Raw genomic sequence first — 25,053 nt, forward strand, 5'->3', positions numbered from 1 at the left:
GTGGCCGGCCGGACCGGCCGGCCACCCGGGGCGTCCTGTGGTCGGGTCAGCGGTAGTCCTCGAGCGCGACCACGTTGCGATAGGCGTCGTGGACGGTGTCCTTGCCGATCTGCTCGGTGATCTTGGCCCATTCCCTGGCCGCCTCGTCCAGCGCCTGCTGCGGCGTCTTCTGCCCCGCCAGAGCTGCGGCGACGCCGTTGGCCAGCGCGGACATGTACTGGTTGACGCCGGGGACACGCAGGTCGAAGACGCGGTTGGTGCTCTTCTCCATGCCGGAGAGCGTCTGCACGTACGACTTCGCGACGTCCTTGTCCCAGCCCTGCTTCTCCCAGAACGCCGCATCGAAGTGGGCGTTGCGGTAGGGATTGACGCCGAAGCGGCCGATGGTCAGGTCGAGGGCGGTATTGGCCTCGTTGCTGAAGAAGCACAGGTAGTCGAAGGCCATCTTCTGGTGGCCCGAGGCCTTGGACACCGCCGAGGTCCACCCCCAGGTGAAGTACGGAGCCTGGTTCGGCTTCTTGTCCCACGCCTTTTTGGTGCGGTTGTAGACCTCGGTGGAACCGGGCAGCGCCGCCGCTTCGATCTTGTTGCGTATCTTGCTGTCCGGCTGCTGGGCCTGGATGAACGCGTCGTCCCATGAGTAGGACATCAGCGTCTGGCCGCCTCCGAAGGAGAAGATCTCGTCGCCCAGACCGAAGTTGGCGCCACCGGGTGCCCAGGTCGACTTGGCCTTCACCATGTCGTCGAGAGCGCGTACGAAGCCGGGGGTGTTGATCAGAGGCTTCATGGTGTCCAGGTCGAAGAAGACGCCCCCCTTGACGTCCGGGTTCTTCACGTACGGTGCCGCCCGGCTGATGAAGGCGGAGAACGTCAGGTCGTCACGCTTGGTCACCTCGGCACTGCCGAAGTTGGGCTTGCCGTCGCCGTCGACGTCCTTGCCGCTGAAGAACTTGGCGACCTCCTGGTATTCGGCCCACGTCTTGGGCGTGCGCAGGTCCTTGCCAGTGGCCGCCTTGTACGCCGCCTGCTGCTTCGGGTCCTTCAGTACGTCCGTGCGGACCTTGAGGTAATGCCGGTCACCGTCCACGGGGTACTGCACGACCTGCCCGTTCCAGGTGGCCACGTCCATATAGGCCTTCGTGACGTCCTTCATGCCGGGGGTGTCCAGGTACTCCTGCGGCACCGGGGCCAGATACGGGGCCATGTCGCCGATCCACAAGGAGGGGTAGAACATGACGTCGTACGCCGGCTGGTTCGCTTGCAGGGGCGTGAGGATCTTCTGGTGCAGCTCCCCGAACGGGACGTTGACCACCTCCACCTTCGCCCCGGTGATCTCCTCGAACTGCCTGGCATGCAGCTTGGTCGGCTCGCCGATGACGGGGACGGCATGGCTGATGATCTTCAGCGTCTGCCCGGAGTAGTCCTTACGGCTGATCGACTCGTAACTGCAGGAACCCGGTACGTCCTTGACCTTCGTGGCCGGGTAGTCCTCGCCGTACTTTCTGTAGCTGATGTCCGAACCCTGCTTGAACAGCGCCGGCTTGTCGGGCTTGCTCTCCGCCTTGTCCTGGCCGGTACATCCTGTGGCGGTGAGGGCCACGACGGCCGCGGCGGCGATCATGCCCTTGTACGAGTTGTTGCGCATGGGTCTGCTCCTTCGACTCACGGGATCAAGATCGCTCGGCCGCGGACGGCACCGGCGGACAAGTCTTCGAGGGCGTCACGGAAGGACGCCAGGGGGTACCGCTGGGTGTGCAGGCTGACCTTGCCCTGGGCTGCCAGGACCATCAGCTCGGAGAGGTCGTTGTAGGACCCCACGAGGTTGCCGATGAAGTTGATCTCGGTGGAGATGACGTCGATCGTCGGAACGTCGAGACGGCCGCCGTAGCCGATGACGTAGTAGTTGCCGTTGCGGCGCAGGCAGGCCACGCCGGTCTCGACGGCACCGCCCTCGCCCACGAAGTCCAGAACCGCCTCGGCCCCGTGCCCGCCGGTGAGTTCCAGGACGCGTCCGCTCTCACTCCCGTCCGCGACCAGCGTGTGTTCGGCGCCCAGTTCCTTGGCGAGGGCAAGAGCGTCCGGGCTTCGGTCGATCACGATCATCTCGACCGGCGACAGGGCCCGGAGCACTTGGATGCCGATGTGCCCGAGACCTCCGGCGCCGATCACCACGGCCCGATCGCCCGGTCGCAGGACCCGGGCCGCCTTGGCGACAGCGTGGTACGCCGTCAGCCCGGCATCGGCCAGGGCCGCAACCGAGGCCGGCTCAAGGGACGGGTCGAGTGCCACCACTGAGCGGGCGGTGGTCTTCAGGTACTCCGCGTAGCCCCCGTCGGTGTCGATGCCCGGGAAGGCCGAGTTCATACAGTGCACGTCGTCGCCGGCCCGGCAGGCACGGCACAGACCGCAGGTCACGAGAGGGTGCAGGATGACAGGGTCGCCGACCTTGACGTTGGTGACGGCCTGTCCCACCTCCTGCACCCAGCCGGCATTCTCATGACCGATGGTGTAGGGCAGGACGACCCCGCTCTTGTCGCTCCACTGTCCTTCGAGAATGTGCAGATCGGTGCGGCAGACCCCCGCGCCCCCGACCTTCACGATCACATCCAGCGGACCGGTGATCTGCGGGTCCGGCACATTCACGAGCACTGGCGGCTCGTCGTACTCGATGACCTGCACGGCTTTCATGGCGCTCCCTGCGAATCGGCGGGGTGGATGGTGCGCCGATTACACAGCCCGCCGCGCGCAGGCCGATGTCTCAGAAGCGGTCCGCGGATGTATCAATGTGATACAGGCCATAGGCGCGGCGTCATCGAGGTGCTCCAATCACTCCACCGAGGGATGACGCGCGCGATACGGGAGTGTTAAATGCCCCGACATCAACCTGGCAGCTCTCTGACAGCAGCCAGAGAGCTTTACCAGGAGATCACCAAGGATCCGAGCGCCCGCCCGCTCGTGGTCGCCTCCTGGCAGCGCTCGATCGAGTACCAGGTGAAGTCGAGCTGCATCGACGCTCCCTACCTCGAGAACCCCAATCTGGACAGCCCGCTCGCCAAAGCGGCGCTACCGATCCTGAACGCGCTGCACGAGCAACTGGCCGACGACCCGGTGTCCACGATGGTCACCGACCGCAACGGCGTGGTGCTGTCCCGCATGGTCTCCCAGCAGGCTCTGACGACGCGGCTGAACCGAGTGCAGCTGGCCCCGGGCCACGTGTTCGCCGAGCGCTACGTGGGCACCAACGGCATCGGGACCGCACTGGCCAGCGGCCGCCCGGTCATGATCGCCGGAAGTCAGCACTACGTCGAGGCGCTGCGGGACTTCTACTGCGCGGCCGTGCCGATCCTGCATCCCACCCGGCGCACCCTGCTGGGAGCCTTCAACCTGACCACGGCCCGTCAGGGCTCAGCCGGCATGCTCATGGCCCTGGCCCGCTCTGTCGCGGGCCAGATCGAAAGTGAGATCGCCGCGATCAGCTCGCGACGGGAACGGGCCCTGTTCCAGGACTACATGGACGCGTGCTCCTCGGTGCGCCCCGGACCTGTTCTGGCCATCAATCGCGATGTCGTCATGATGAACGAGCAGCTGAGATCGGCCGTTACAGGGACGGATCACTACGCACTGCTCGACCACGCACGTGAGATCGCCGACGACCTCCGGTTCGAAGGTACCCGGAGCATCGCACTCCCCTCCGGACGCATCGCCGAGCTCCGGGTGAGCCGTAGCCGGCGCGAGGACAGCGACGCGGGCACCATCTTCCGAATCCGGGTCATCGGGCGTCCCCAGTCCGGACCGGTCGCTTCCGCTGGATCCACACGATCGGGCCTGGGCCTGGTGGGCTCCTCCCCGCGATGGCTGAGCGCGGTCGCCGAAACCGAAGCGGCGTTCGTCGCCGGGTCCTGGCTTCATCTCGTGGGAGAAGCCGGGGCCGGGAAGGGGACGCTGATCGAAGCCCTCCACCGAGCCAAAGGTGCCGGGCGCCGGCTCGAGAGGGTGGAAGCGCCGCTGTCGGAGTCGACGCACGCCACCGAGCAATGGCTGCGCAACGTCCGCGAGCTGCTGGCCGAGCCGTCGAACGTGGTCGTCCTGCGCGATGTCCACCTTCTTGCCGCCCACTCGCGCCAGCAGCTGCGAAGCCTCCTGACACACCTGGACACGACCGCCACCGGGCAACTGATCATGACCAGCCAACCGTCCATGGTCACGACCGACGACGTGCTCGACCGTCTGTGCGACGCCTCGGTAGAGGTGCCTCCCCTCCGTCATCGCTATGGAGACATCGAGCACCTGGTCCGGTTCTTCCTGCTCAAATACAGGCCGAGCGGAGAGAGCAGCTGCTCCCCGGATGCGCTGACGATGCTGCAGCGCTGCCCCTGGCCGGAGAATGTCCGGCAGCTCGAGTCGGTGATCCGTGGCCTGGCGCGGCGGCAGTCCGTCCGGATCCTGCGAGTGGAGGATCTCCCGCCGGAATGCCGGGTGTCCTCGCACAAAGTCCTGACCACCATCGAAGCGCTGGAACGGGACGCCATTCTCCGAGGGCTGATGGACCGCAGCTCCAACGTCCAGCGCACCGCACAGGATCTCGGCATCTCCCGCGCCACCATGTACCGCAAGATGCGCCGTTACGGGATCGTCCCGTCGAGCCTCACCTAGGACTCCCACCGGCGTTCCCCAGTGGCGTACTGGAGGGCGCGCCGGCCGTGCTCTCCAGCAATCGGATCGACGCCGATATCTCCATGGCGGTCTACGGCACCGTCGCCTCCTGTGTGCGGGGCGCCCGTCGACTCGGAGATCGGCCTGAACCAGCTGCTGTGGGCGAGAGGGTGGTGCAGTCAGGAGGAAGCGCGCTCCGAACTGGCCCCTGCAGACGGCCTGGCTGATGAAGACCAGCCGTTGCCCGATGTATGAGCTGTCTCGGAGAGGCCGCCCGCAAGGACGATCCGCAATAGCGGTTCGAAATTTGCCTGGACTCCGTCCTTGACGGTATCGCCGATCGGCCGAAAATCGATCACGTACCGTCCGAAATGTGACGGACGTCGATCGGTTCAAGCCGATCGACATATACAGGACAGCTCCGTCAGGGAAATGGAAGGCCCGCTACAGAGGATTGACATAGAACGGGCCTTTCCTTGCCTGTCGTGGAATCCGCGAAATATATTCGCCCCACTTTGAGACGGGGGCAACATGACACGCGAATTCAATGACACGACACGGGCGCTCTACGCGGTGGCGGAGCTCGCGGAATGCGAGGGCATCGCATGCCGCGGCAAGAGTGAGGCATCGGCGCGTCCCCGAGACCTCACCGCGGCCGGAACCCGGCTCTGCCCGGCCTGCGTCCTCCACCTGACCAGCGATCTGACGCGGCTGCCCCGCCTGTACGACGAGTGCGGACTGCTCCTTGGGGGCTCCGACCGGCCGCGCGAACGTACGTCCGGCGGCGGCTCGTTGCCCGGGCTCCCCTTCAACACCGCGGCGGCCGAGGCCCGCTCCGTGATCCTCGGTGTGCTGCGTTCCTGGGCCGGGCTGGTCGTCGGGGAGCGGGTCGTCGCCGCGCCCCGGGACACGGTGGCCGGCGTCGTCGAGTTCCTGATCCGGCACGCCGGGTGGCTGGCCGCCCACGAAGCCGCGGGGGAGCTGTCCGGGGAGGTGGCGCGAGCGGTACGCCGGGCGCGGTATGTGATCGACCCGTCCCCCGGCCGAGGCATGCAGGTCGGGACGTGCGTCGTGGCGGACTGCGAGGGCGGGCTGACGGCCGTGGTGCGCGCCGACCGGGCCGATCCGCCGGTCGAGATCAGCTGCGCCGCGGTTCCCTCCCACCGCTGGTCCGCGCAGGAGTGGATGGCGCTGAGCCGCGGCGCGTCGGCGGACCGGACGGAGCGGTCGGCCGGCCCGGCGCTCCCGGCGCCGACGGTGCGGTGGCTGAGCGCCCGGGACATCTCCCTGCTGTGGGGGATTCCCTCCGGCAGCGTGTACCGCCATGCCAGCGAACAGCGGTGGCGGCGGCGCAGCGGCAAGGGCCGCACGTTCTACCACGAGGAGGATGTCCTGCGGTCTCTCGGAGCGCGCACTGGCGGTCGCTCCTGACGGATCGGACCTCCAGGAACGAGCGGGCACGGCCTCGGCGCCGTGCCCGCTCTCGTTTTCCGGCAAATATGCGAGCGCGTGTGAAACCGCGTCGCATGCGCACCCTGGCCAGGTGAAACCGCGTTGCCGCACAGGGGGATTTAACCATTCTCTGACTCGGCCCTGTCGCTGCTTTGAGAAAGCGGCATTGACATTCTCCGGTTCTTCGAAGAAGCTGATCACTAACTTCCTCAGAACTGTGTCGGTTCACCGGCCGGGATAATCGACGGCCGTTTGGGGGATATTCCTCATCCGGCCCGAAGTGAAATCACTGAATTTCTCGCGCGGCGCACCGACGGGATATTCCGGTGCGCCGCTTCGGTGTACCCATCTCATTTCGACGTCTCCCCGAGGGCGCAGCCATGGACGCATCAGTCATCGTCGCCGGAGCGGGTCCCGCCGGTCTCATGCTCGACCGGCGCGGACTGCTGAACCGCTTCGGTGACATCGGCACCAGCGACGCGGGGCACTTCGGGAGTTGGTGACCGGCAACCGCAAGACCAGCCGCACCCAGGAACTGCACGCGGGGAGGGGCGTTCTGCTCGACCTGGAGGACAACGCCGTCCTCCGCGGCCGGGCGTCGTCGGGCTGGTCCGACCGTGTGGACGTCGTGACCGCGGCTCCCCACGGGCTCCGGCCCGGCAGCCCGCGCACCGGCACATCGGCCGTCCTCGTACGCCCCGACGGGCACATGGCCCGGGCCGCGCCCGGCAGCCACCACACCTGCCCATGGCGCTCGAACACTGCTTCGCCCCTCCCGAATCCGACCATCCCGATAAGGAGATGTGGATGCACAGCACGTTGATCGTGGCCCGGATGGAACCCCACTCGGCCGCGGAGGTCGCGAGCCTCTTCGGCGCGTTCGACGACACGGAGATGCCGCATCGGATGGGAACCAGGCGCCGAGAGCTCTTCTCGTACCGTGGCTTGTATTTCCACCTGCAGGACTTCGACGGCGAAGACGGTGGCGAGCGCATCGAGGAGGCGAAGACCGACTCCCGGTTCGTCACCATCAGCAACGACCTGAAACCGTTCATCACGGCCTACGACCCGGCCGCCTGGCGCTCTCCCGCCGACGCCATGGCGGAGCGCTTCTACCACTGGACCGCACGGTGAGCGCGCCGCATGGCCGGCGGGTCGTCATCACCGGAATCGGCGTCACCGCGCCCGGTGGTGTGGGCGTCAAGAACTTCTGGAGTCTGCTGACCGACGGCCGCACCGCCACCCGCCGCATCAGTTTCTTCGACCCGACCCCGTTCCGCTCGCAGGTCGCTGCGGAGGTCGACTTCGACGCCGAACTCCTCGGGCTGAACACCCAGCAGATCCGGCGGATGGACCGGGCCGCGCAGTTCGCCGTGGTGACCGCACGCGAGGCGGTGGCGGACAGCGGACTGGACCTCACCGCCCTCGATCCGCACCGCACCGGCGTGACGATCGGCAGCGCGGTCGGCGCCACCATGGGGCTGGACGAGGAGTACCGCATCGTCAGCGACAGCGGCCGGCTCGAACTCGTCGACCACACCTACGCCGTCCCGCACCTCTACAACTACCTGGTGCCCAGCTCCTTCGCCGCCGAGGTGGCGTGGGCCGTGGGTGCCGAGGGCCCCGCCATGGTGGTCTCCACCGGCTGCACCTCCGGGCTGGACGCGGTGGGCTACGCCACCGAGCTGATCCGTGAGGGCTCGGCCGACGTCATGGTGGCCGGCGCGTCGGACGCCCCCATCTCACCGATCACGGTGGCGTGTTTCGACGCGATCAAGGCGACCACGTCGCGCAACGACGATCCGGAGCACGCCTCCCGTCCCTTCGACAGCACCCGCAACGGATTCGTCCTGGGTGAGGGAGCGGCCGTCTTCGTCCTGGAGGAACTGGACAGCGCCAGACGTCGCGGCGCGCATGTCTACGCGGAGGTCGCCGGCTACGCCACGCGCAGCAACGCCTTCCACATGACGGGCCTGCGCCCCGACGGACGGGAGATGGCCGAGGCGATCCGGGTCGCCCTGAACGAGGCCCGGCTCGATCCGGACGATGTCGACTACGTCAACGCGCACGGCTCGGGCACCAAACAGAACGACCGGCACGAGACCGCCGCCTTCAAACGCAGCCTGGGCGAGCACGCCTACCAGGTGCCCGTCAGCTCGATCAAGTCGATGGTCGGTCACTCGCTGGGCGCCATCGGTTCGATCGAGATCGCGGCCAGCGCGCTCGCGATGGAACACGGTGTCGTGCCGCCGACCGCCAACCTGCACACGCCCGACCCCGAGTGCGACCTGGACTACGTGCCGTTGACGGCACGGGACTGGCGGACCGACGCCGTGCTCTCGGTGGGCAGCGGCTTCGGCGGATTCCAGAGCGCGATGGTGCTGGCCCGTCCCGAAAGGAGAGCGGCATGAGCGGCGCCGCCGTCAGAACCGTGGTCACCGGTCTGGGCGTGGCCGCCCCCAACGGCTGTGGCACGGACACGTACTGGGCGGCGGCCCGCAAGGGGATCAGCGGCATCGGCCGTATCTCGCGGTTCGACCCCACGCAGTACCCGGCCCGGCTGGCGGGGGAGATCAACGACTTCGTCGCCGAGGACCATCTGCCGGGGCGGCTGCTGCCACAGACCGACCGGATGACCCGGATCGCTCTGGCGAGCGCAGACTGGGCGCTCGCCGACGCGGGTGTCGACCCGCGGGAACTGCCCGACTACGGCATGGGCGTGATCACGGCCAGCTCGTCGGGCGGTTTCGAGTTCGGCCAGCGGGAGCTGCAGGCGCTGTGGAGCAAGGGCAGCCGTTACGTGAGCGCCTACCAGTCCTTCGCCTGGTTCTACGCGGTCAACAGCGGCCAGATCTCCATCCGCAACGGCATGCGCGGCCCGAGCGGTGTGATCGTCAGCGACCAGGCGGGCGGGCTCGACGCGATCGCTCAGGCCCGGCGTCAGATCCGCAAGGGCACCGGGCTGGTGATGTCAGGGGCCGTCGACGCCTCGATCTGCCCGTGGGGCTGGGTCGCCCAGATGGCAGGCGGCCGGCTGAGCACGAGTGAGGACCCGGAGCGGGCGTATCTGCCCTTCGACGCCGCCGCGCGAGGACATGTGCCGGGGGAGGGCGGGGCGCTGCTGGTCCTCGAGGATCTGGAGAGCGCCCGTGCCCGAGGGGCCCGGGTGGTCTACGGAGAGATCGCCGGATACGGCTCCACCCTGGACCCCCGGCCGGGCAGCGGCCGTCCCCCGGGGCTGGCCAGGGCGATCGAACTGGCGCTGGCCGACGCGGGCGTCGCTCCGGAGGAGATCGACGTGGTGTTCGCCGACGCGGCCGCGATCCCCGAGCTGGACCGTGTCGAGGCCGAGGCGATCTCCCGGGTGTTCGGTCCGCGGGCCGTGCCGGTCACCGCGCCCAAGACCATGACCGGACGCCTCTACTCGGGCGCGGCACCGCTGGACGTGGCCGCCGCGTTCCTCGCCATGCGCGACGGAGTGATCCCGCCCTCCATCGGCGTCACCCCCGACCCCGAGTACGACCTGGACCTGGTCGTCGAAGAGGAGCGCACCGCGACGGTCCGCTCCGCCCTGGTGGTCGCCCGCGGCCACGGCGGCTTCAACTCCGCGCTGGTGGCACGCGCCGTCTAGTGACAATACCGGTGATTTAGGTTGTCTTCCGGCGGGTCGGTCTGGCCTTGGTCGGCCCGACCAGGGTCACGCGGGGAGTGTCCGGCCGGGGCGGATTGTGGTGCTCGGCGCGTTTGAGCTTCCAGTTGGACATCTTGCGTTTGATGACGCGGGGGCTGGAGCGCAACCGCCGGGGTGCCAAGAGCCGTTCGCGGATCTCATGCAGGGCCGTGACCAGTGCCCGGGCCAGCCGGGAGGGGGGAAAATGCCGCCTGGTCGGTGACGTGGCGGCGGACGACGCGCAGGGTGCGGGTGAAGGAAATCCGGTCCGGGTCCTGCTCGGATTGCTGTGCGGCCTGGTGCATTAGGTCTCGCAGTGCGTGGTGCACCAGCAGGAAGGCGAAGATCTCCTGCTCGGCGCCGCGGGGGTGCTGGGAGCGTAGGACGAGGCGGGGGCCTCCGAGATGAGTCTTGATCTCATCCAGCGTGCTCTCGATCTCCCATCGCTGGGCGTACAGCGCGGCCAGCGAGGCGGCAGGGCCGGCTTTCGGGTCGAGGATGGTGGTGATCAGCCGGTACACCGTGTCGCTGCCGTCGCGGCCGAGCGTGTACTCGATTACCCGGACCCGGGCCGGGTCCGCGCGACGGTTCTTGTCCCGGGCCGCAACAATCTCCGAGAGGTAGGAGCCGTCCTCCAGCAGGGCCCGGACGGGGAGTACGGCGTCGTTCCTGACCCGCCACGGCAGGTCGGCGCCGGTTGCGGCGGCGGCCCGCCACAGGTCGAAGCCGCGAAAGCCCCGGTCGGCCAGCAGTAGCATGCCCGGCGTCAGTGAGCTGAACAGGCGCTGGGCCAGCTCGGTTTCATGGACAGCCAGCGGTCCCGCCTCCGCCGCGAAGACAGCGTGGGTGCCGCACTCGGCCAGCGCGGCCACCCTCACCTGCGGATAGGCGCTCTTCTCCTGTCCGCGGCTGACTCCCGGGCGGCCGAAGAAGGCGGCATTGGCCTCGGTGTCCGGCACGTCGAAGGTGGTGCCGTCCACCGCGACCAGCCGCCACCCCCGATACCAGGCCCCGCTCGTGTCCTCGGTCGCCACCGGCCGGCACACCCGGGCAAACAGTGCCTTTAGCGGCTCCGGGCCCAGTCGCAGACGGGCCCGGCCGATCGCCGCGGTGGTCGGCACCTGCCAGGTCCCCTTCCACCGGCCCATCCGCTCCAGTCCGTGCGTCAGGAGTCGGGCGACCTCCTCATAGCCCTGCCCGGAGAACAGACACATCGCCAGCACGAAATAGACCACCACCCGGGCGGGCAGCAGCCGTTGGCGCTGCTCGACCCGGCCACATCCCGCGACCACCTCATCCACCAACTCCGGCGGAAACGCGCGGGTCAGCACCCCAATCGCGATCCGATCCGAAAATCGGTCATCCGACGACGACTTCACCTGTCCGGGCCTTGGCACACCACACCCAACGACCCGAAAACCCCAAAGTCACCGGTATTGCGTCTAGTGAGCTGGTTTTGAGTCGGTAGCTCGCCTCGTGTGTCGCTTCTCGTTTCAGATCTTGGTGGTCTGCTGCGAGGAGCGGTGGGGCTGCGTTGTGCTGGGGGCATGGGTGATCCGAGGCTGGAGCCGCTGGTGCTGTCTGAGGCTGAGCGGGTGGTGTTGGAGAACTGGGCCAAGCGCCGCACGACTGCGCAGGGCCTGGCGAAGCGGGCGCGGATCGTGCTCGCGTGTGCCCGGGGGTGGAACAACACCGTGGTCGCCGCGCGGTGTGACACGGACCGCTCCACGGTGCGCCGTTGGCGGGACCGGTTCCTGCAGGACCGGCTGGACGGCCTGTCCGACGAGCCGCGTCCCGGAGTGCCGCGCACCATCACCGACGCCCAGGTGGAAGAGGTGGTGGTGCGCACCCTCGAAGAAGTCCCCGAGGGCGGCACGCACTGGTCGAAGCGGGAATTGGCCCGGCAGGTGGGGATCTCGCCCAGCAGCGTGCACCGCATCTGGCGGGCCTTCGGCCTGCAGCCCTGGCGGACCGAGGAGTTCAAGATCTCCCCGGACCCGCTGCTGATCGACAAGATCCGGGACGTGGTCGGGCTCTATCTGGCACCGCCGGCCCATGCGGTGGTCTTCTCCGTTGACGAGAAACCCCAGATCCAGGCGCTGGAGCGGACCGCGCCGGTGCTGCCGGTGCTGCCCGGAGTGCCCGAGCGCCGCAGCTTCGACTACGTGCGGCACGGCACCATCGACCTGTTCGCCGCGCTGAACACGGCAACCGGACAGGTGATCAGCCGCCTGTCCGCGCAGCACCGGGCCGTGGACTTCCGGGACTTCCTGGCGGAGATCGACCGCCAGACCGAGCCAGGCCTGGCGGTCCATGTCATCTGCGACAACCTCTCCGCCCACAAGGCACCGGTGGTGCACAGGTGGCTGCTCGCACACCCCCGGTTCACCCTGCACTTCACCCCGACCTACTCGTCGTGGATCAACCAGGTCGAGCGGTGGTTCGCCGAACTGCAACGACGCTGTCTGGAACGTGGCGTCTTCTGCTCACTCGACGATCTCAAGACCGCACTCGACGAATGGATCAAGATCTGGAACGAGGCCGCCCGGCCCTTCAAGTGGACCAAGACCGCCGACCAGATCTGCCACTACTGCGACAGGATCTCCGGACCGGCTCACTAGCCCGGCCCCCGCAGTGACCGCCCCACCGAGATGAAAGGACAGCCATTCATGTCTGCCCACGAGTTCACCGTCGACGACCTGAAGCGCATCCTGCGCGAGGGTGCCGGCGCGGACGAAGGCGTCGACCTCGACGGAGACATCCTCGACACCGACTTCGAGTCGCTCGGCTACGAGTCGTTGGCCATGCTGGAGACCGGCAGTCGCATCGAACGCGAGTTCGGTGTGACGCTGGACGACGACACGCTGACCGATGCCAGGACGCCACGCGCCCTGATCGAGGCCGTCAACGGCGTGCTGGTGCCGTCCGGCGTCGCCTGACCCCCCCCCACACCGCGCCGCCGGTCCCCGCCGGTCAACCGTCGATGCCCCGACGGGGCCGGCGGTGCGCCCACTCCACTTCACGCCCCCGCAACTCCGTGCCACGGCCGGCGTGCCCGGCCTCGCCCACCGACGCAGTCAGGAGACAGCATGACGGAGCAGAAACCGAAGGTCGCCATCGTCACCGGCGCCACCAGCGGCATCGGCCTGGAGGCAGCCAGGCTGCTGGCCCGCCAGGACCACCGCGTGTTCCTCTGTGCCCGCACGGAGGACAGCGTGACCCGTACCGTCAAGGAACTCGTCGACGAGGGACTCGACGTCGACGGCGCCCCCTGCGACGTCCGCTCCGCGGCGGACATCCACCGCTTCGTGCAGCAGGCCGTCGACCGCTTCGGCCCGATCGACGTGCTGGTCAACAACGCCGGCCGGTCCGGTGGCGGCGTCACCGCCGACATCGCCGACGAGCTCTGGTTCGACGTCATCAACACCAACCTCAACAGCGTGTTCCTGATGACCCGTGAGGTGCTCAACACCGGTGGCATGCGGCACAAGAACCGCGGCCGGATCATCAACATCGCCTCCACCGCCGGAAAACAGGGCGTGGTGCTCGGTGCCCCGTACTCCGCCTCCAAACACGGCGTCGTCGGCCTCACCAAGGCGCTCGGCAACGAACTGGGCCCGACCGGGATCACCGTGAACGCCGTCTGCCCCGGCTATGTCGAGACCCCGATGGCGCAACGCGTCCGTCAGGGCTACGCGGCCGCCTACGACACGAGCGAGGAGGCCATCCTCCAGAAGTTCGAGGCGAAGATCCCGCTGGGCCGTTACTCCACCCCCGAGGAGGTCGCGGGCCTGGTCGGCTACCTGGCCTCCGACACCGCCGCCTCCATCACCGCACAGGCACTGAACGTCTGTGGCGGCCTGGGCAACTTCTGACATTCGCGGAGAAGAGGACCATGACGAACCGCCTGGTCGAGCACGAGATCACCGTCGACGCCCCGGCCGCCGCCGTCTACCGGCTGATCGCCGAAGTGGAGAACTGGCCCCGGATCTTCCCGCCCACCATCTACGTCGATCACGTGGAGCGAGGCGTCGACGAGGAGCGCATACGGATCTGGGCCACCGCCAACGGCGAGGCCAAGAACTGGACTTCGCACCGCACCCTGGATCCGCGAAAGCTGCGGATCACCTTCCGGCAGGAGATCTCCAGCCCGCCGGTCGCCGCCATGGGCGGCACCTGGATCGTCGAACCGCTCTCCGACTCGGCTTCCCGGGTGCGGCTGCTGCACGACTACCGGGCGGTCGACGACGACCCCGAGAGCCTGAAATGGATCGACGAGGCCGTCGACCGCAACTCCCGCACCGAACTCGCCTCCCTGAAACAGAACGTGGAACTGGCCCACGCCTCCGAGGAGATCACCTTCTCCTTCGAGGACACCGTCCAGATACGGGGCCGGGCCAAGGACGTCTACGACTTCGTCAACGAGGCGGGGCTGTGGGCCGAGCGGCTCCCGCACGTGGCGAGCGTCCGCCTGGAGGAGGACATTCCGGGGCTGCAGACCCTGGAGATGGACACCCGCGCGCAGGACGGTTCCACGCACACCACCAAGTCGTACCGGGTGACCTTCCCGCACCACAGGATCGCGTACAAGCAGGTCACCCTGCCCGCCCTGATGACGCTGCACACCGGCTACTGGACCTTCACGGAGAACGAGCGGGGCGTCGCCGCTTCTTCGCAGCACACCGTGGTCCTCAACACCGACAACATCGCCCGGGTGCTCGGCCCCGAGGCGAGCGTCGCGGATGCCCGGGAGTACGTCCGCAACGCGCTGAGCACCAACAGCCGCGCCACCCTCGGCCATGCGAAGGACTACGCGGAGAACAAGGGCTGACCATGGCCGCGCACTCTGTGGACACCGACGTGATCGTCGTGGGTGCCGGCCCGGTCGGGCTGATGCTCGCCGGGGAACTGCGGACCGGCGGGGCGCGGGTGACCGTACTGGAGCGGCTGGCCGAACCCACCACCGAGTCCCGCGCGTCGACCCTGCACGCCCGCACCATGGAGATCTTCGATCAGCGAGGGCTTCTTGACGCATTGGGGTCGGTGCCCAACGACATGGTCGGGCACTTCGGTGGGATCCGACTGGACTTCAGCGGGCTGGACAGCCGCTACCGGGGCCAGTGGAAAGTGCCGCAGGCCCGCACCGAGCAACTGCTGGGCAGCTGGGCGGTCGGTCTCGGCACGGTCGTCAGGCGCGGTCACGAGCTCGTGGGCCTGCGGCAGACCGAGTCGGGGGTCGAAGCCGAGGCGGTGGGCCCCGAAGGCAGGGTCCGGATCCGGGCCGCCTACCTGGTGGGATGCGATGGTGAAAGCAGCGCCGTACGGCGGCTGGCGGGCTTCGCGTTCCCCGGCACGGACGCGACGCGGGAGCTGCTCCGCGCCGACGTGGCCGGTATCGACGTGCCCAACCGCCGGTTCGAACGCCACGAGCGCGGCCTGGCCATCGCCCACCGTCGGCCCGATGGGGTCACCCGGGTCATGGTGCACGAGTTCGGCAGGGCCGCCGCGGCACGCGCCGGGGAGCCGGAGTTCGCGGAGGTCGCCGCCGCGTGGGCGAGGGTCACCGGGGAGGACATCGGCGCGGGCAGGCCGATCTGGGTGAACGCGTTCGGGAACGCCCGCAGGCTGGCCGAGCGGTACCGCGGCGGCCGGGTGCTGCTCGCCGGGGACGCCGCCCACGTGCAGATGCCGGTCGGAGGCCAGGCCCTCAACCTGGGCCTGCAGGACGCCGTGAATCTGGGCTGGAAGCTGGCGGCGCAGGTGCGTGGCTGGGCGCCGGCAGGCCTGCTCGACAGCTACCACGACGAGCGGCACGCCGTTGGCCGCCGTGTGCTGGCCAACATCGAGGCGCAGGCCACGTTGCTGCTCGGCGGCGCGGAGGTGGAGCCGCTGCGCGCGGTCGTGGCCGAGCTGCTCGGCCACGACGAGGTGGTCGGGCAGCTGGCCGGCATGATCAGCGGTCTGGACGTCCGTTACCCCGACGGAAGCGTCGCCCCGCTGCTCGGCGGCCGGGTGCCGCACTGGGAGTTGACCGCCGAGACCGGCCCGTCCAGTACCGCGAAGCTGCTCCGCCCCGGCCGCGGGGTGCTGCTCGACTTCGCCGCCGGCCTGCCGTCGGGAGCGGTTGCCGGCTGGGCTGACCGGGTCCGCATGGTATCGGCAGCGACGCCGCACGGCTCTGGGACAGGGTCCCCGTTCGAGCCCGGCGGCACGGCCGTCCGTGCGGTCCTGCTCCGCCCCGACGGTCACGTCGCTTGGGTCGACGACGGTACGACACCTCTCCGTGCCGCGCTGCACCGCTGGTTCGGCGCCCCGGACGCGGACCGGGAGAGAACGCCCGCCGTGACCGGGACCGCAGGGAAACGAGCCGACCCGCCGGTGCGTGTGCACGGCGGTACCGCCCGATGATCCGTGTGGTGACGGGCCGCCCGACGGCCGAGGAGTTGGCCGCCGCGATCACGGCGCTGCCGGCGCGCCGGGAGGCCGGCTCTCCCGCGCCTGGCCGGGCGCGCCGGGCCACCGCGGGCCGGCGGCGCCTCGAGCGGGCACCGGGGTACCCGTCGCCCCGCAGCCGGCAGTCGCCCGCCGATGCGTGAAGGTGCCCGGGCGCAGCCGCTGCTGTTCGCCATCGAGGGCGGCGACACCCCGCACACGGTCGCCGAGCCCACAACCTGAACAGGAGAGCTTTGATGGATGCTGCGTTGGACGCCGAGGTCATCGTCGTCGGCGGCGGGCCGAGCGGGCTCATGCTCGCAGGAGAGCTGCGCCTGGCCGGGGTCGAGGTCGTCGTGCTGGACCGGCTGACCGAACCGACCACCGAATCGCGCGGGTTGGGCTTCACCCCAAGGACTATGGAGGTGTTCGCGCAGCGCGGCCTGGTGGACAGGTTCGACGTGCTGGACACCCCGCTGCAGACAACCACCCGCGGGCACTTCGGCGGGCTGCCGCTGGACTTCGGGGTGTTTCCCGAGGCGCATCCGGCCGTCGTGAACCTGCCGCAGGTCCACACCGAGACGATGCTGCGTGGCTGGGTCGCGGAGCTCGGCGGCGACCTGCGCCGCGGCCACGCGGTCGTCGGCCTGGCCGACACCGGCGAGACCGTGGAGGTCCAGGTCGAAGGGCCTGACGGGCCACTGGTGTTGCGCACGCGGTACCTGGTCGGGTGCGACGGCGGCCGCAGCACGGTTCGCGGGTTGGGCGGTTTCGACTTCCCCGGCACCCCCGCCACCCTCGAACTGTTCCTCGCCGACGTCCGGGGCTGCAACATCCGGCCACGCTTCATCGGTGAGTGGCTGCCCGGCGGGGTCGCGATGTCGGCCCCCATCGGCGACGGTGTGGACCGGGTCGTGGTGTGCGAACGGGACACACCCCCGCAACGGCGCACCGAACCACCGGCGTTCAGCGAGGTCGCCGCCGGTTGGCAGCGGCTCACCGGAGAGGACATCAGCCACGGCGAGGCGCTGTGGGTGAGCGCCTTCGGCGACGCCACGCGACTCGCGACCGAGTACCGCAGGGGGCGGGTGCTGCTCGCCGGTGACGCCGCGCACGTCCACCTCCCGGCGGGCGGGCTCGGCATGAACACCGGCATCCAGGACGCCTTCAACCTCGGCTGGAAGCTCGCCGCCGCGGTGCGTGGCCACGCCCCGGACACGCTGCTCGACACCTACCACGACGAGCGGCACGCGGTGGGCAGGCGACTGCTCAACAACACCCGCGCCCAAGGGCTGCTCTTCCTGGGCGGCACCGAGATGCAGCCGCTCCGCGACGTGCTCGGCGAGCTCACCGACCACGAGGTCGTGCACCGGCACCTGGCCGGCATGGTCAGCGGGCTGGAGATCCGCTACCCGATGGGCCCGGGTGACCACCCGCTGCTCGGGCTGTGCATGCCGGACCTCGAGCTCGCCGACGATGCGGGGACGACGACGGTGTTCCCGCTGCTGCGCGGGGCGCGCGGCCTGGTGCTGGACCTCGCCGACGACGAGTCCGTACGGCAGTCCGCGCAGCCGTGGGCCGACCGGGTGGACGTGGTGACCGCCAAGCCGGCCGCCGATTCCTCGGTCCCGCGGGTGGACGCCGTGCTGGTCCGGCCCGACGGGCACGTGGCCTGGGCCGCGCCCGGCGGGCAGGAGGAGCTGGCCGACGCGCTGGGCCGTTGGTTCGGCGCCCCTGTCACCCCGGTGGGCCCTGCCACCCCTGTGGGCTGAGAGCAAAGGAGGATGCACATGCCGCACGACGCGGACCCGATGCGCCGGCTCGCCGACCGGATGGATGTCCAGGAGCTGGTCGACCGCTATGTGGTCGGTCTGGACGAGGCGGAGTTCGACGACGCCTGGGCACGGTCGATCTTCACCGAGGACGGCAGGTTCCAGTTCTCGATGGGCGGTCACGACGGAGTGGCCGGCATGGCCGAGTACACCGCCGCGATGATGGGCAAGTGGCGGCGGACCCACCACGTGGCCGCCGGCCACCTCGTCGAGATCGACGGGGACGGGGCGCGGGTGAGGGGAAACCTGATCGCCACCCACCTGCATCCCCAAGAGGCGGCACCGCAGAAGCCGCCCGGGCAGTCAGGGGCGCACGAGACCCCCGGGGCACCCGAGCCCTTCCAAGTCGGGGACCGCTTCGAGGGCGAGGCGGTGCGGACCGACGCCGGCTGGCGCTTTGCGCGGCTCGCGTTCGAGGTCGTCTGGACCCGCGGCACGCCGCCGGGGCGCGTTGACATCCACGACAGCTAAAGGGCATTCACATGCGGATTCTTGTCGCGGTCGCACCACTGACCGCTCACCTGTACCCCAGCATCCCGCTGGCGTGGGCGCTGCAGAGCGCCGGACACGAAGTGCGGGTGGCCAGCAACACCGGTCTGGTCGAGCAGATCACCGCAGCCGGTCTCACGGCGGTCGGGCTCGGCGAACGCACCTCGCCGCCCCCGCCGATCACCGATGGGGAGCTGGACCGCTTCAGCGACGCGCTCGGGTTCGAGGCCGGCTCCGACTTCGACCAGCTCTGGCGGGCGACCCGCTACTACATGGTGGCCGCGTGCAAGCGGTACCACCCGGACGAGGAGGGACGGCAGGAGCTCGCCGACAACCTGGTCGAGGCCGCCCGGAACTGGCAACCGGACCTGGTGATCTGGGATCCGGCGTGTCCGGTGGGGTCGGTCGCGGCCCGAGAGTGCGGGGCCGCGTCCGCCCGGATGATGTGGGGCCCTGACTACTTCGGCTGGGTCCGTAGGCGCTTGGTCGAACGCATGAATGACCCGGCGTCCCCGGTTAGTGCGGACACGGATCCCCTGGCCGCGACCCTGGCGCCGGTGTTCGGGCGGTTCGGCCATGAGTTCTCCGATGAGTTGCTGTTCGGCGACTTCACTGTGGACCCGATCCCCTCGCAGCTGCCCCGGCCCGAAGGGCTGCGCCGGGTCCCGATGCGCTGGGTGCCGTACACCGGGGCGGCCCCGGTGCCGCAGTGGTTGTCGCAGCCACCGTCGCGGCCACGGGTGTGCCTGTCGCTGGGCGTCACCGGGCGCACGGTCCACGATGGCCCGGACGCGCGGGTCATGGCCGCCTTCGAGGCGGTGGCCGACATGGAGATCGAGGTGGTCGCCACGGTCAACGCCGACCAGTTGGGGGAAGGCGCGCGCGTCCCCGACAACGTGCGGATATTCGACTACATCCCGCTCACCCAGGTAATGCCGACCTGCTCGGCGGTCATCCACCACGGTGGCTTCGGCACGTTCTTCGCGGCGGCCGCGCACCGGGTGCCCCAGATGATCGTCATGGAGGAGTTGGGCAGCGCGCTGAACAGCACCCGCTATCTGGAGGCCAGGGGCGCAGGCGTGGTCCTCCCCAGCGACGGCCTGACCGCGGCGCAGGTGCGCGGCGAGCTTTCCAGGATGCTGACCGAGCCGTCGTTCCAGCGGGGAGCCGCCGCCGTGTACGCGGACATGACCGCCGCCCCCTGCCCCAGCGAGATCGTGCCGGTGCTGGAGCGGATGGCCGCGCAGTACCGTACCCGGGACTGAACCGGACATGGACGTAGTCGAGACCCGGTTGCCAGGCGCGTTCGTGTTCACCCCGAAGCAGATCTCCGATGAGCGGGGTGCGTTCTTCGAAGCGTTCCGCCGCGACCAGGTCGAAGAGGTCACCGGGCGTCCCTTCCGGCCCGAACAGATCAACTACTCGGTGTCCCGGCGGAACACTCTCCGCGGTATCCACGGGGTGGCCGTACCGCCGGGGCAGGCCAAGTACGTCACCTGTGTGCGCGGGGCGCTTCGCGACATCGTCGTCGACCTGCGGGTGGGTTCGCCCACCTTCGGTGCGCACCACGTGACCCTGCTGGACGCCGAGTCCGGGCGGTGCGTGTACATGCCGGAGGGGGTCGGGCACGGATTCCTGTCGCTCACCGACGACGCCTGCATCTGCTACGTGGTCTCCACGCCGTACGTGCCCGGCACGCAGATCGACATCAACCCGCTCGACCCCGACCTGGCGCTCCCGTGGGGGTTCGGCGAGCCACCGCTGATGTCGGAGAAGGACGCGAAGGCACCCGGCGTGCATGCGGCGCTGGCCTCGGGGTTGCTCGCGAACTGGCATGACGTGCGCTGATCCTGCCGGACGGGCGGGGCGCATGGGACGGCCGCTTGACGAGGCCGCCGCCGAACCGCGGGTGAACGGCGCGGTGCTGTCGGTGTATCAGGTGCCGGACAACACGGGCCGCATCGCCGTGGACCGGGCCTTCACCCCTCGTCGTCCATAGACAACGCAAGGAGATCCCTTTGAGTACCGACGTCGGTACGACGGCACCACCGCGGGCGACCCGTAGAGAATGGCTGGGGCTGGCGGTCCTCGCGCTTCCCACCATGCTCATCGCCATGGACCTGACCGTGCTGCATCTGGCCCTGCCCACGCTCACCGCCGACCTGCGGCCCGGCAACACCGAGTTGCTGTGGATCGTGGACATCTACGGATTCCTCATCGCCGGCTTCCTCATCCCCATGGGCGCGATCGGGGACAGGATCGGCCGCCGGCGGCTGCTGCTGATCGGCGCGGTCGCGTTCGGAGCGGCCTCGGTGGTCTCGGCGTTCTCGGTCAACCCGGCGATGCTCATCGCCGCCCGGGCGTTACTGGGCATCGCGGGCTCCACCCTGATGCCCTCCACCCTCTCCCTGATCCGGATCATGTTCCAGGATCCCAAGCAGCAGCGTGCCGCAATCGGGGCCTGGTCCGGCTTCTTCGGCCTCGGCACGGTGATCGGACCGCTGGTCGGCGGCACCTTCCTGGAGTGGTTCTGGTGGGGCTCGGTCTTCCTGATCGGGGTTCCCGTGATGGCGCTGCTGATCATCCTCGGTCCGATCCTGTTGCCCGAGTACCGGGACCGCTCGGTCGTACGTCCGGACCTCATCAGCGCGATCATGTCCGTCATCGGCATGCTCGCCCTGATCTTCGGTATCAAGCGGATCGCCCAGGACGGCCCGGGCCTTGTGCCGGGCATCGCCATCGTCGTCGGCCTGGCGGTGGCGGCGCTCTTCCTCTCTCGCCAGCGCCGGCTCGAGCAGCCGCTGGTCGACCTCTCGCTGTTCCGTAACAAACTGTTCGGCACCGCCCTGGGCATGGTGGTGCTCGCCACTCTGCTCGCCGCCGGGTCACAGTTCCTTGTCCTGCAGTACCTGCAGCTCGTGCGGGGCCTGCCCCCGGTCCGGGCCGGGCTGTGGTCGCTGCCGATCACACTCGGAGTCATCATCGGCTCCTTCGGGGGGCCGGCGCTCGCCGGACGTATGAAGCTGAGCACCCTGATTTCCGGGGGCCTTGTGGTCTCCGCGCTCGGCATGGTGCTGCTGACCCGCGTCAGTGGCCCCTCCGACCTGTTCCTCGCGGTGGCCGGGACGGCCGTCATCGGTCTCGGGCTCGGCCCGCTGACCGTGCTGGGCACCGGACTGATCGTGGGAGCCGCCCCGCCCGAGCGGGCCGGTGCCGCGTCCGGGATCAGCGCGACCGGCTCCGAGCTCGGCAGCGCACTGGGGATCGCGGTGATCGGCAGCGTCGGCTTCGCGGTGTACCGGGCCAACCTGGCCGACAACCTCCCCCAGGGGCTGCCCGCCCCCGCCGGCAAGGCGGCCGAGGACACCCTCGCCGCCGCGGTGGACGTCGCCCACACGCTGCCGGCCGCCGACGGCTCCCGGCTGTTGTCGGTGGCCCGTGAGGCATTCGTGCACGGCCTGCAGACGACCGCGACCGTCGGTGCGGTGCTCGCCGTACTGCTGGCCGTGGCGGCCGCGACCCTGCTGCGCAACACCCGGATGCCGGGCCCTCCGCCGCTCGCGGAAGCGGACGATGCGGCGAAGTCCTCAGAGAAGACGGATAACTGACGTGCTGGACACGAACTCCGCGGCCGACGCGGTCCAGACCCCCGTGGGGGTCTGGACCGGTCTGGTGCGCCACGACGGTCAGACCGACCCCTACACCATCTCCTTCGCGCCGGACGGAACGATCGCGCTGCGAACTCCCGTCACCGTGGGCACCGGGACCTGGGCCGCCGGGGAGGCGGGGCGATTCACCTACGAACTCACCGAGACCTTCACCCCGGCGAGCGGCCACGCGGGGCGACTCCAGGCGCACGTCGAGGCCCACGTCGAGGGGGCCACGCACAGGGGAGTCGGCACCGCCCGCATTTACACCCCCGACGGCGTGATGGTGCACAGCACCACGGCCGAGTCCACCGGCGAACGAGTCGGTGACGTACCAGCCGCCTGGCACGACGTCGTGAGCCTGGGCGCGCCGATCCGCGGACGCACGCTCCACCGCGGGGACGACGGATTCGAGGAGGCGAGCTCCGGCTGGCTGCTCACCGTCGAGCACCGTCCTGACGCTGTCGTGGTCGCCGCCGACGCCGACGACGTGGCCGCTGCCGTCCGGTTCGCCGCCACGACGAACCGGCCGATCGCGGTGGAGGCGACCGGGCACGGCAAGTCGGTGGCCGCCGACGGTGCGGTGTTCGTCTCGACCAGGGAGCTGCGGGAGCTGTCGGTCGATCCGCGGGCTCGAACCGCCCGGATCGGGGCGGGGCTGAGTTGGGGCGCGGTGCTCGCCGCCGCCGCCGAGCACGGCCTCGCGCCGCTGTGCGGCTCCTCCGAGCAGGTCGGGGTGATGGGCTACCTGACCGGCGGCGGACTGCCGCTGACCTGCCGCACGTACGGCTTCGCCGCAGACCATGTCCGCTCCCTCGAGCTGGTCACGGCCGACGGCCGCATCCGCACCGTCTCGCCGACCCGGGAACCCGACCTGTTCTGGGCGGTGCGGGGCGGCAACAGCAACTTCGGCGTGGTGACCACGGCCGAGATCGACCTGGTGCCGCTGCGGAGCGTCTACGCCGGCGAGCTCTATTACCCAGGTGAGGACCCCGCGCATGCGGCGCAGGTGGTGCGGTCCTATCTGGCCTGGGTCAAGGAGCAGCCGGACGAGATGTCGTCCTCGGTGACACTGCTGCGGCTCCCGGACGTGCCAGAGCTGCCCGATGGGTTCCGTGGCCGGTCATTCGTTCAGGTGCACATCGTCCACACCGGCGACGAAGCGCAAGGCGCCCGGCTGGTGGAACCGCTGCGCGCGCTCAACCCCGAGACGGACACCTGCGCCGCGATGCCGTACCCGCGGATCACCGAGATCCACCACGACCCGAAGAACCCGGTCAGGGTGCACTTTCGCAGCGCGCTGCTGTACGAGCTGGACGACGTGGCGGTCGAGACGCTGGTCTCGTTCATCGATCCGGCGTCGGCGCCCGGAGGACCGTTCCCCGGCATTGAGCTGCGCCACCTGGGAGGGGCGCTGAGTCGGCCGCCCGCACGTGCGCACGCGGTGGGCACCAGGGACGCGGCGTTCCACTTGTGGCTGCGGATGCCGGCCCCGGCCGAGGAGGCGGGCGCGGTGCGCCGGGCCGCGGACGAGGTACTGGAACGGCTGCGGCCCTGGGACACCGGCGCCCTGCTGCCAGGGTTCCTTTTCGACCACGACTCCGACCCCGAGCGGGTCCGGCGGGCCTACGCAGAGCCGGACTACCGGCGGCTGACCGAGCTGAAGGCCGAGTACGACCCGCACAACCTGTTCCGCATCAACCACAACATCCCGCCCGTCCTCGACGGAGCGTGAAAGGAGCAACAACCGACATGTCACTCTCAACAGAGACACAGGCGGCGATGGTCGAACTCGCCAAGCTGGCCGGGGCGCAGGCCGCGCAGGCCGACGTCGAGCGCAGAGTGAGCCCGGACGTGATACGGGCGATGGTGGACGCCGGGTTCGCCCGGTGGCGGGTGCCGACCCGTTGGGGAGGGGCCGAGCGCAGCCACACGGAGCTGACTGCCGCGGTGGCGCAGCTGGGTGAGGAGTGCCCCTCGACGGCGTGGCTCGCCAGCGTCGCCGCTTATTCCGCCCGGTATGTGTGCTGTCTGCCGGAGCAGGGCCAGGCCGACATCTGGGCGGACGGTCCCGACATGACGGCGGCGATCGTCTTCAAGCCGCTGGGTACGGCAGTCGCGGTGGACGGCGGGTTCCGGCTCTCCGGGTCCTGGACCTATGTCAGCGGCGTCGAGCACTTCGACTGGGCGCTGTTGACCGGCCCCGCCCCCGGCCCGCAGTCCGGCGGGCAGCCGATGAGGCTCTTCGCGGTACCGCGACGGGACTACACCTTCGAAGACACCTGGGCCTCCCTCGGCATGCGGGGCACCGGTAGCCACACGGTCGTCCTGGACGACGTGTTCGTGCCCGAGCACCGTACTTGCTTGCGCGAGGACGCGATGCGGGGCGCGATGGTGGGCCTGCCAGGTCACACCCAGCTGTCGAACCCCGCCGTGAGCGGGCTGATGTTCGTCGCTCCCGTACTGGGCGCCGCGCGTGCCGCGCTCGCCATCGCGGAGCAGCTCGTGGCGGTCGCCCCGACCGGTCCCCGGGCCGCTGCCGGCCAGCCCTACCAGGTGGACTTCGCCAGGGCCGCCGGAGAGATCGACGCGGCCCAGCTGCTGCTGGAGCGGGCCGCCGCCGTCGCGGACGGTGATGCCGTACCGCCGAAGCTCGCGCAGCGCAACCGCAGGGACTGCGCGCTGGCGCTGGAGATGCTGGTCGCCGCGACCGATCGGCTGCTGAGGATCGGCGGCACCAGGGCCCAGGAGGACGGGCACCCGCTGGGGCGGTACTGGCGGGACGTGCGCTCGGTCGCCAGCCACGCGGTCATGCAGTTCGAGCCCGCGGCGCTCGCCTACACCCTGGGTCTCCAGGGTCTCGTCGGGCCGTCTTGAA

At 69.7% G+C, this 25,053-nt stretch carries 23 protein-coding genes and 1 pseudogene; 21 read left to right on the top strand and 3 right to left on the bottom strand.

What is annotated here, in order from left to right:
• Positions 1-46 precede the first annotated feature (46 nt).
• Positions 47-1,645: an extracellular solute-binding protein gene (locus OG966_RS30325; protein WP_326653136.1), complete on the bottom strand. Its 1,599-nt coding sequence runs from the start codon at positions 1,643-1,645 to the stop codon at positions 47-49.
• Between the two features lie 17 nt (positions 1,646-1,662).
• On the bottom strand, positions 1,663-2,688 hold the full coding sequence (locus tag OG966_RS30330) for an NAD(P)-dependent alcohol dehydrogenase (RefSeq protein WP_326653137.1): 1,026 nt from the start codon (positions 2,686-2,688) through the stop codon (positions 1,663-1,665).
• 180 nt (positions 2,689-2,868) lie between these two features.
• Here OG966_RS30330 and OG966_RS30335 point away from each other — a divergent pair, with 180 nt between their 5' ends.
• From OG966_RS30335 to OG966_RS30365, 7 genes are all read left to right on the top strand, one after another.
• Entirely contained in the window at positions 2,869-4,653 is a 1,785-nt protein-coding gene (locus OG966_RS30335) for a sigma-54-dependent Fis family transcriptional regulator (protein WP_326653138.1), read from the top strand.
• A 531-nt stretch (positions 4,654-5,184) separates the two neighbouring features.
• Entirely contained in the window at positions 5,185-6,084 is a 900-nt protein-coding gene (locus OG966_RS30340; RefSeq protein ID WP_326653139.1) for a hypothetical protein, read from the top strand.
• Between the two features lie 401 nt (positions 6,085-6,485).
• The gene (locus OG966_RS30345; RefSeq protein WP_326653140.1) at positions 6,486-6,608 is read left to right on the top strand and encodes a hypothetical protein; all 123 of its coding nucleotides are present in this window, start codon (positions 6,486-6,488) and stop codon (positions 6,606-6,608) included.
• A complete protein-coding gene (locus OG966_RS30350; RefSeq protein ID WP_406730821.1) occupies positions 6,605-6,928 on the top strand; it encodes an aromatic-ring hydroxylase C-terminal domain-containing protein in 324 nt (107 codons plus the stop codon). Before OG966_RS30345 ends, OG966_RS30350 begins: the two co-directional genes overlap by 4 nt.
• Positions 6,913-7,239: a TcmI family type II polyketide cyclase gene (locus tag OG966_RS30355; RefSeq protein WP_326655433.1), complete on the top strand. Its 327-nt coding sequence runs from the start codon at positions 6,913-6,915 to the stop codon at positions 7,237-7,239. The genes OG966_RS30350 and OG966_RS30355 overlap by 16 nt, the downstream gene beginning before the upstream one ends.
• A complete protein-coding gene (locus tag OG966_RS30360) occupies positions 7,236-8,516 on the top strand; it encodes a beta-ketoacyl-[acyl-carrier-protein] synthase family protein (protein ID WP_326653141.1) in 1,281 nt (426 codons plus the stop codon). The genes OG966_RS30355 and OG966_RS30360 overlap by 4 nt, the downstream gene beginning before the upstream one ends.
• Positions 8,513-9,736, top strand: a complete 1,224-nt coding sequence (locus OG966_RS30365; protein WP_326653142.1) for a ketosynthase chain-length factor — start codon at positions 8,513-8,515, stop codon at positions 9,734-9,736. The genes OG966_RS30360 and OG966_RS30365 overlap by 4 nt, the downstream gene beginning before the upstream one ends.
• A gap of 197 nt (positions 9,737-9,933) precedes the next feature.
• Here OG966_RS30365 and OG966_RS30370 read toward each other — a convergent pair whose 3' ends face one another.
• The gene (locus tag OG966_RS30370; RefSeq protein WP_326653143.1) at positions 9,934-11,172 is read right to left on the bottom strand and encodes an IS4 family transposase; all 1,239 of its coding nucleotides are present in this window, start codon (positions 11,170-11,172) and stop codon (positions 9,934-9,936) included.
• Between the two features lie 150 nt (positions 11,173-11,322).
• Between OG966_RS30370 and OG966_RS30375 the strand changes: the two genes are divergently transcribed.
• The 14 genes and pseudogenes from OG966_RS30375 (at position 11,323) to OG966_RS30440 (ending at position 25,052) form a co-directional block, all read left to right on the top strand.
• On the top strand, positions 11,323-12,396 hold the full coding sequence (locus OG966_RS30375) for an IS630 family transposase (RefSeq protein WP_326653144.1): 1,074 nt from the start codon (positions 11,323-11,325) through the stop codon (positions 12,394-12,396).
• 48 nt (positions 12,397-12,444) lie between these two features.
• Complete coding sequence (locus OG966_RS30380; RefSeq protein WP_326653145.1) at positions 12,445-12,714, top strand: acyl carrier protein; 270 nt, start codon at positions 12,445-12,447, stop codon at positions 12,712-12,714.
• Positions 12,715-12,864: 150 nt separating this feature from the next.
• Complete coding sequence (gene fabG, locus OG966_RS30385) at positions 12,865-13,650, top strand: 3-oxoacyl-ACP reductase FabG (RefSeq protein WP_326653146.1); 786 nt, start codon at positions 12,865-12,867, stop codon at positions 13,648-13,650.
• Between the two features lie 20 nt (positions 13,651-13,670).
• Positions 13,671-14,606 (top strand): aromatase/cyclase, encoded by a 936-nt coding sequence (locus OG966_RS30390; RefSeq protein ID WP_326653147.1) that lies wholly within the window; start codon positions 13,671-13,673, stop codon positions 14,604-14,606.
• Positions 14,549-16,183 (top strand): annotated as a pseudogene (locus OG966_RS30395) (FAD-dependent monooxygenase); the annotation flags it as partial. The gene OG966_RS30390 and the pseudogene OG966_RS30395, both read left to right, overlap by 58 nt.
• On the top strand, positions 16,180-16,371 hold the full coding sequence (locus OG966_RS30400) for an acyl-CoA carboxylase epsilon subunit (RefSeq protein WP_326653148.1): 192 nt from the start codon (positions 16,180-16,182) through the stop codon (positions 16,369-16,371). The pseudogene OG966_RS30395 and the gene OG966_RS30400, both read left to right, overlap by 4 nt.
• 105 nt (positions 16,372-16,476) lie before the next feature.
• Positions 16,477-17,979, top strand: coding sequence for an FAD-dependent monooxygenase (locus tag OG966_RS30405; RefSeq protein ID WP_442806818.1), 1,503 nt, complete (start codon positions 16,477-16,479; stop codon positions 17,977-17,979).
• An 18-nt stretch (positions 17,980-17,997) separates the two neighbouring features.
• Positions 17,998-18,510, top strand: a complete 513-nt coding sequence (locus OG966_RS30410) for a nuclear transport factor 2 family protein (protein WP_326653150.1) — start codon at positions 17,998-18,000, stop codon at positions 18,508-18,510.
• Positions 18,511-18,521: 11 nt separating this feature from the next.
• Entirely contained in the window at positions 18,522-19,793 is a 1,272-nt protein-coding gene (locus tag OG966_RS30415; RefSeq protein ID WP_326653151.1) for a nucleotide disphospho-sugar-binding domain-containing protein, read from the top strand.
• A 7-nt stretch (positions 19,794-19,800) separates the two neighbouring features.
• Positions 19,801-20,376, top strand: a complete 576-nt coding sequence (locus OG966_RS30420; protein WP_326653152.1) for a dTDP-4-dehydrorhamnose 3,5-epimerase family protein — start codon at positions 19,801-19,803, stop codon at positions 20,374-20,376.
• Between the two features lie 22 nt (positions 20,377-20,398).
• A complete protein-coding gene (locus OG966_RS30425) occupies positions 20,399-20,527 on the top strand; it encodes a hypothetical protein (RefSeq protein WP_326653153.1) in 129 nt (42 codons plus the stop codon).
• A 19-nt stretch (positions 20,528-20,546) separates the two neighbouring features.
• Positions 20,547-22,136, top strand: coding sequence for an MFS transporter (locus OG966_RS30430; RefSeq protein WP_326653154.1), 1,590 nt, complete (start codon positions 20,547-20,549; stop codon positions 22,134-22,136).
• A 1-nt stretch (position 22,137) separates the two neighbouring features.
• The gene (locus OG966_RS30435; protein WP_326653155.1) at positions 22,138-23,910 is read left to right on the top strand and encodes an FAD-binding oxidoreductase; all 1,773 of its coding nucleotides are present in this window, start codon (positions 22,138-22,140) and stop codon (positions 23,908-23,910) included.
• A 17-nt stretch (positions 23,911-23,927) separates the two neighbouring features.
• Positions 23,928-25,052 carry an acyl-CoA dehydrogenase family protein gene (locus tag OG966_RS30440; RefSeq protein WP_326653156.1) on the top strand — a complete coding sequence of 375 codons (1,125 nt, stop codon included), beginning with the start codon at positions 23,928-23,930 and terminating at the stop codon, positions 25,050-25,052.
• The last annotated feature ends 1 nt before the right edge of the window (position 25,053 follow it).

Source organism: Streptomyces sp. NBC_01750 (assembly GCF_035918095.1).
Lineage (GTDB): Bacteria > Actinomycetota > Actinomycetes > Streptomycetales > Streptomycetaceae > Streptomyces.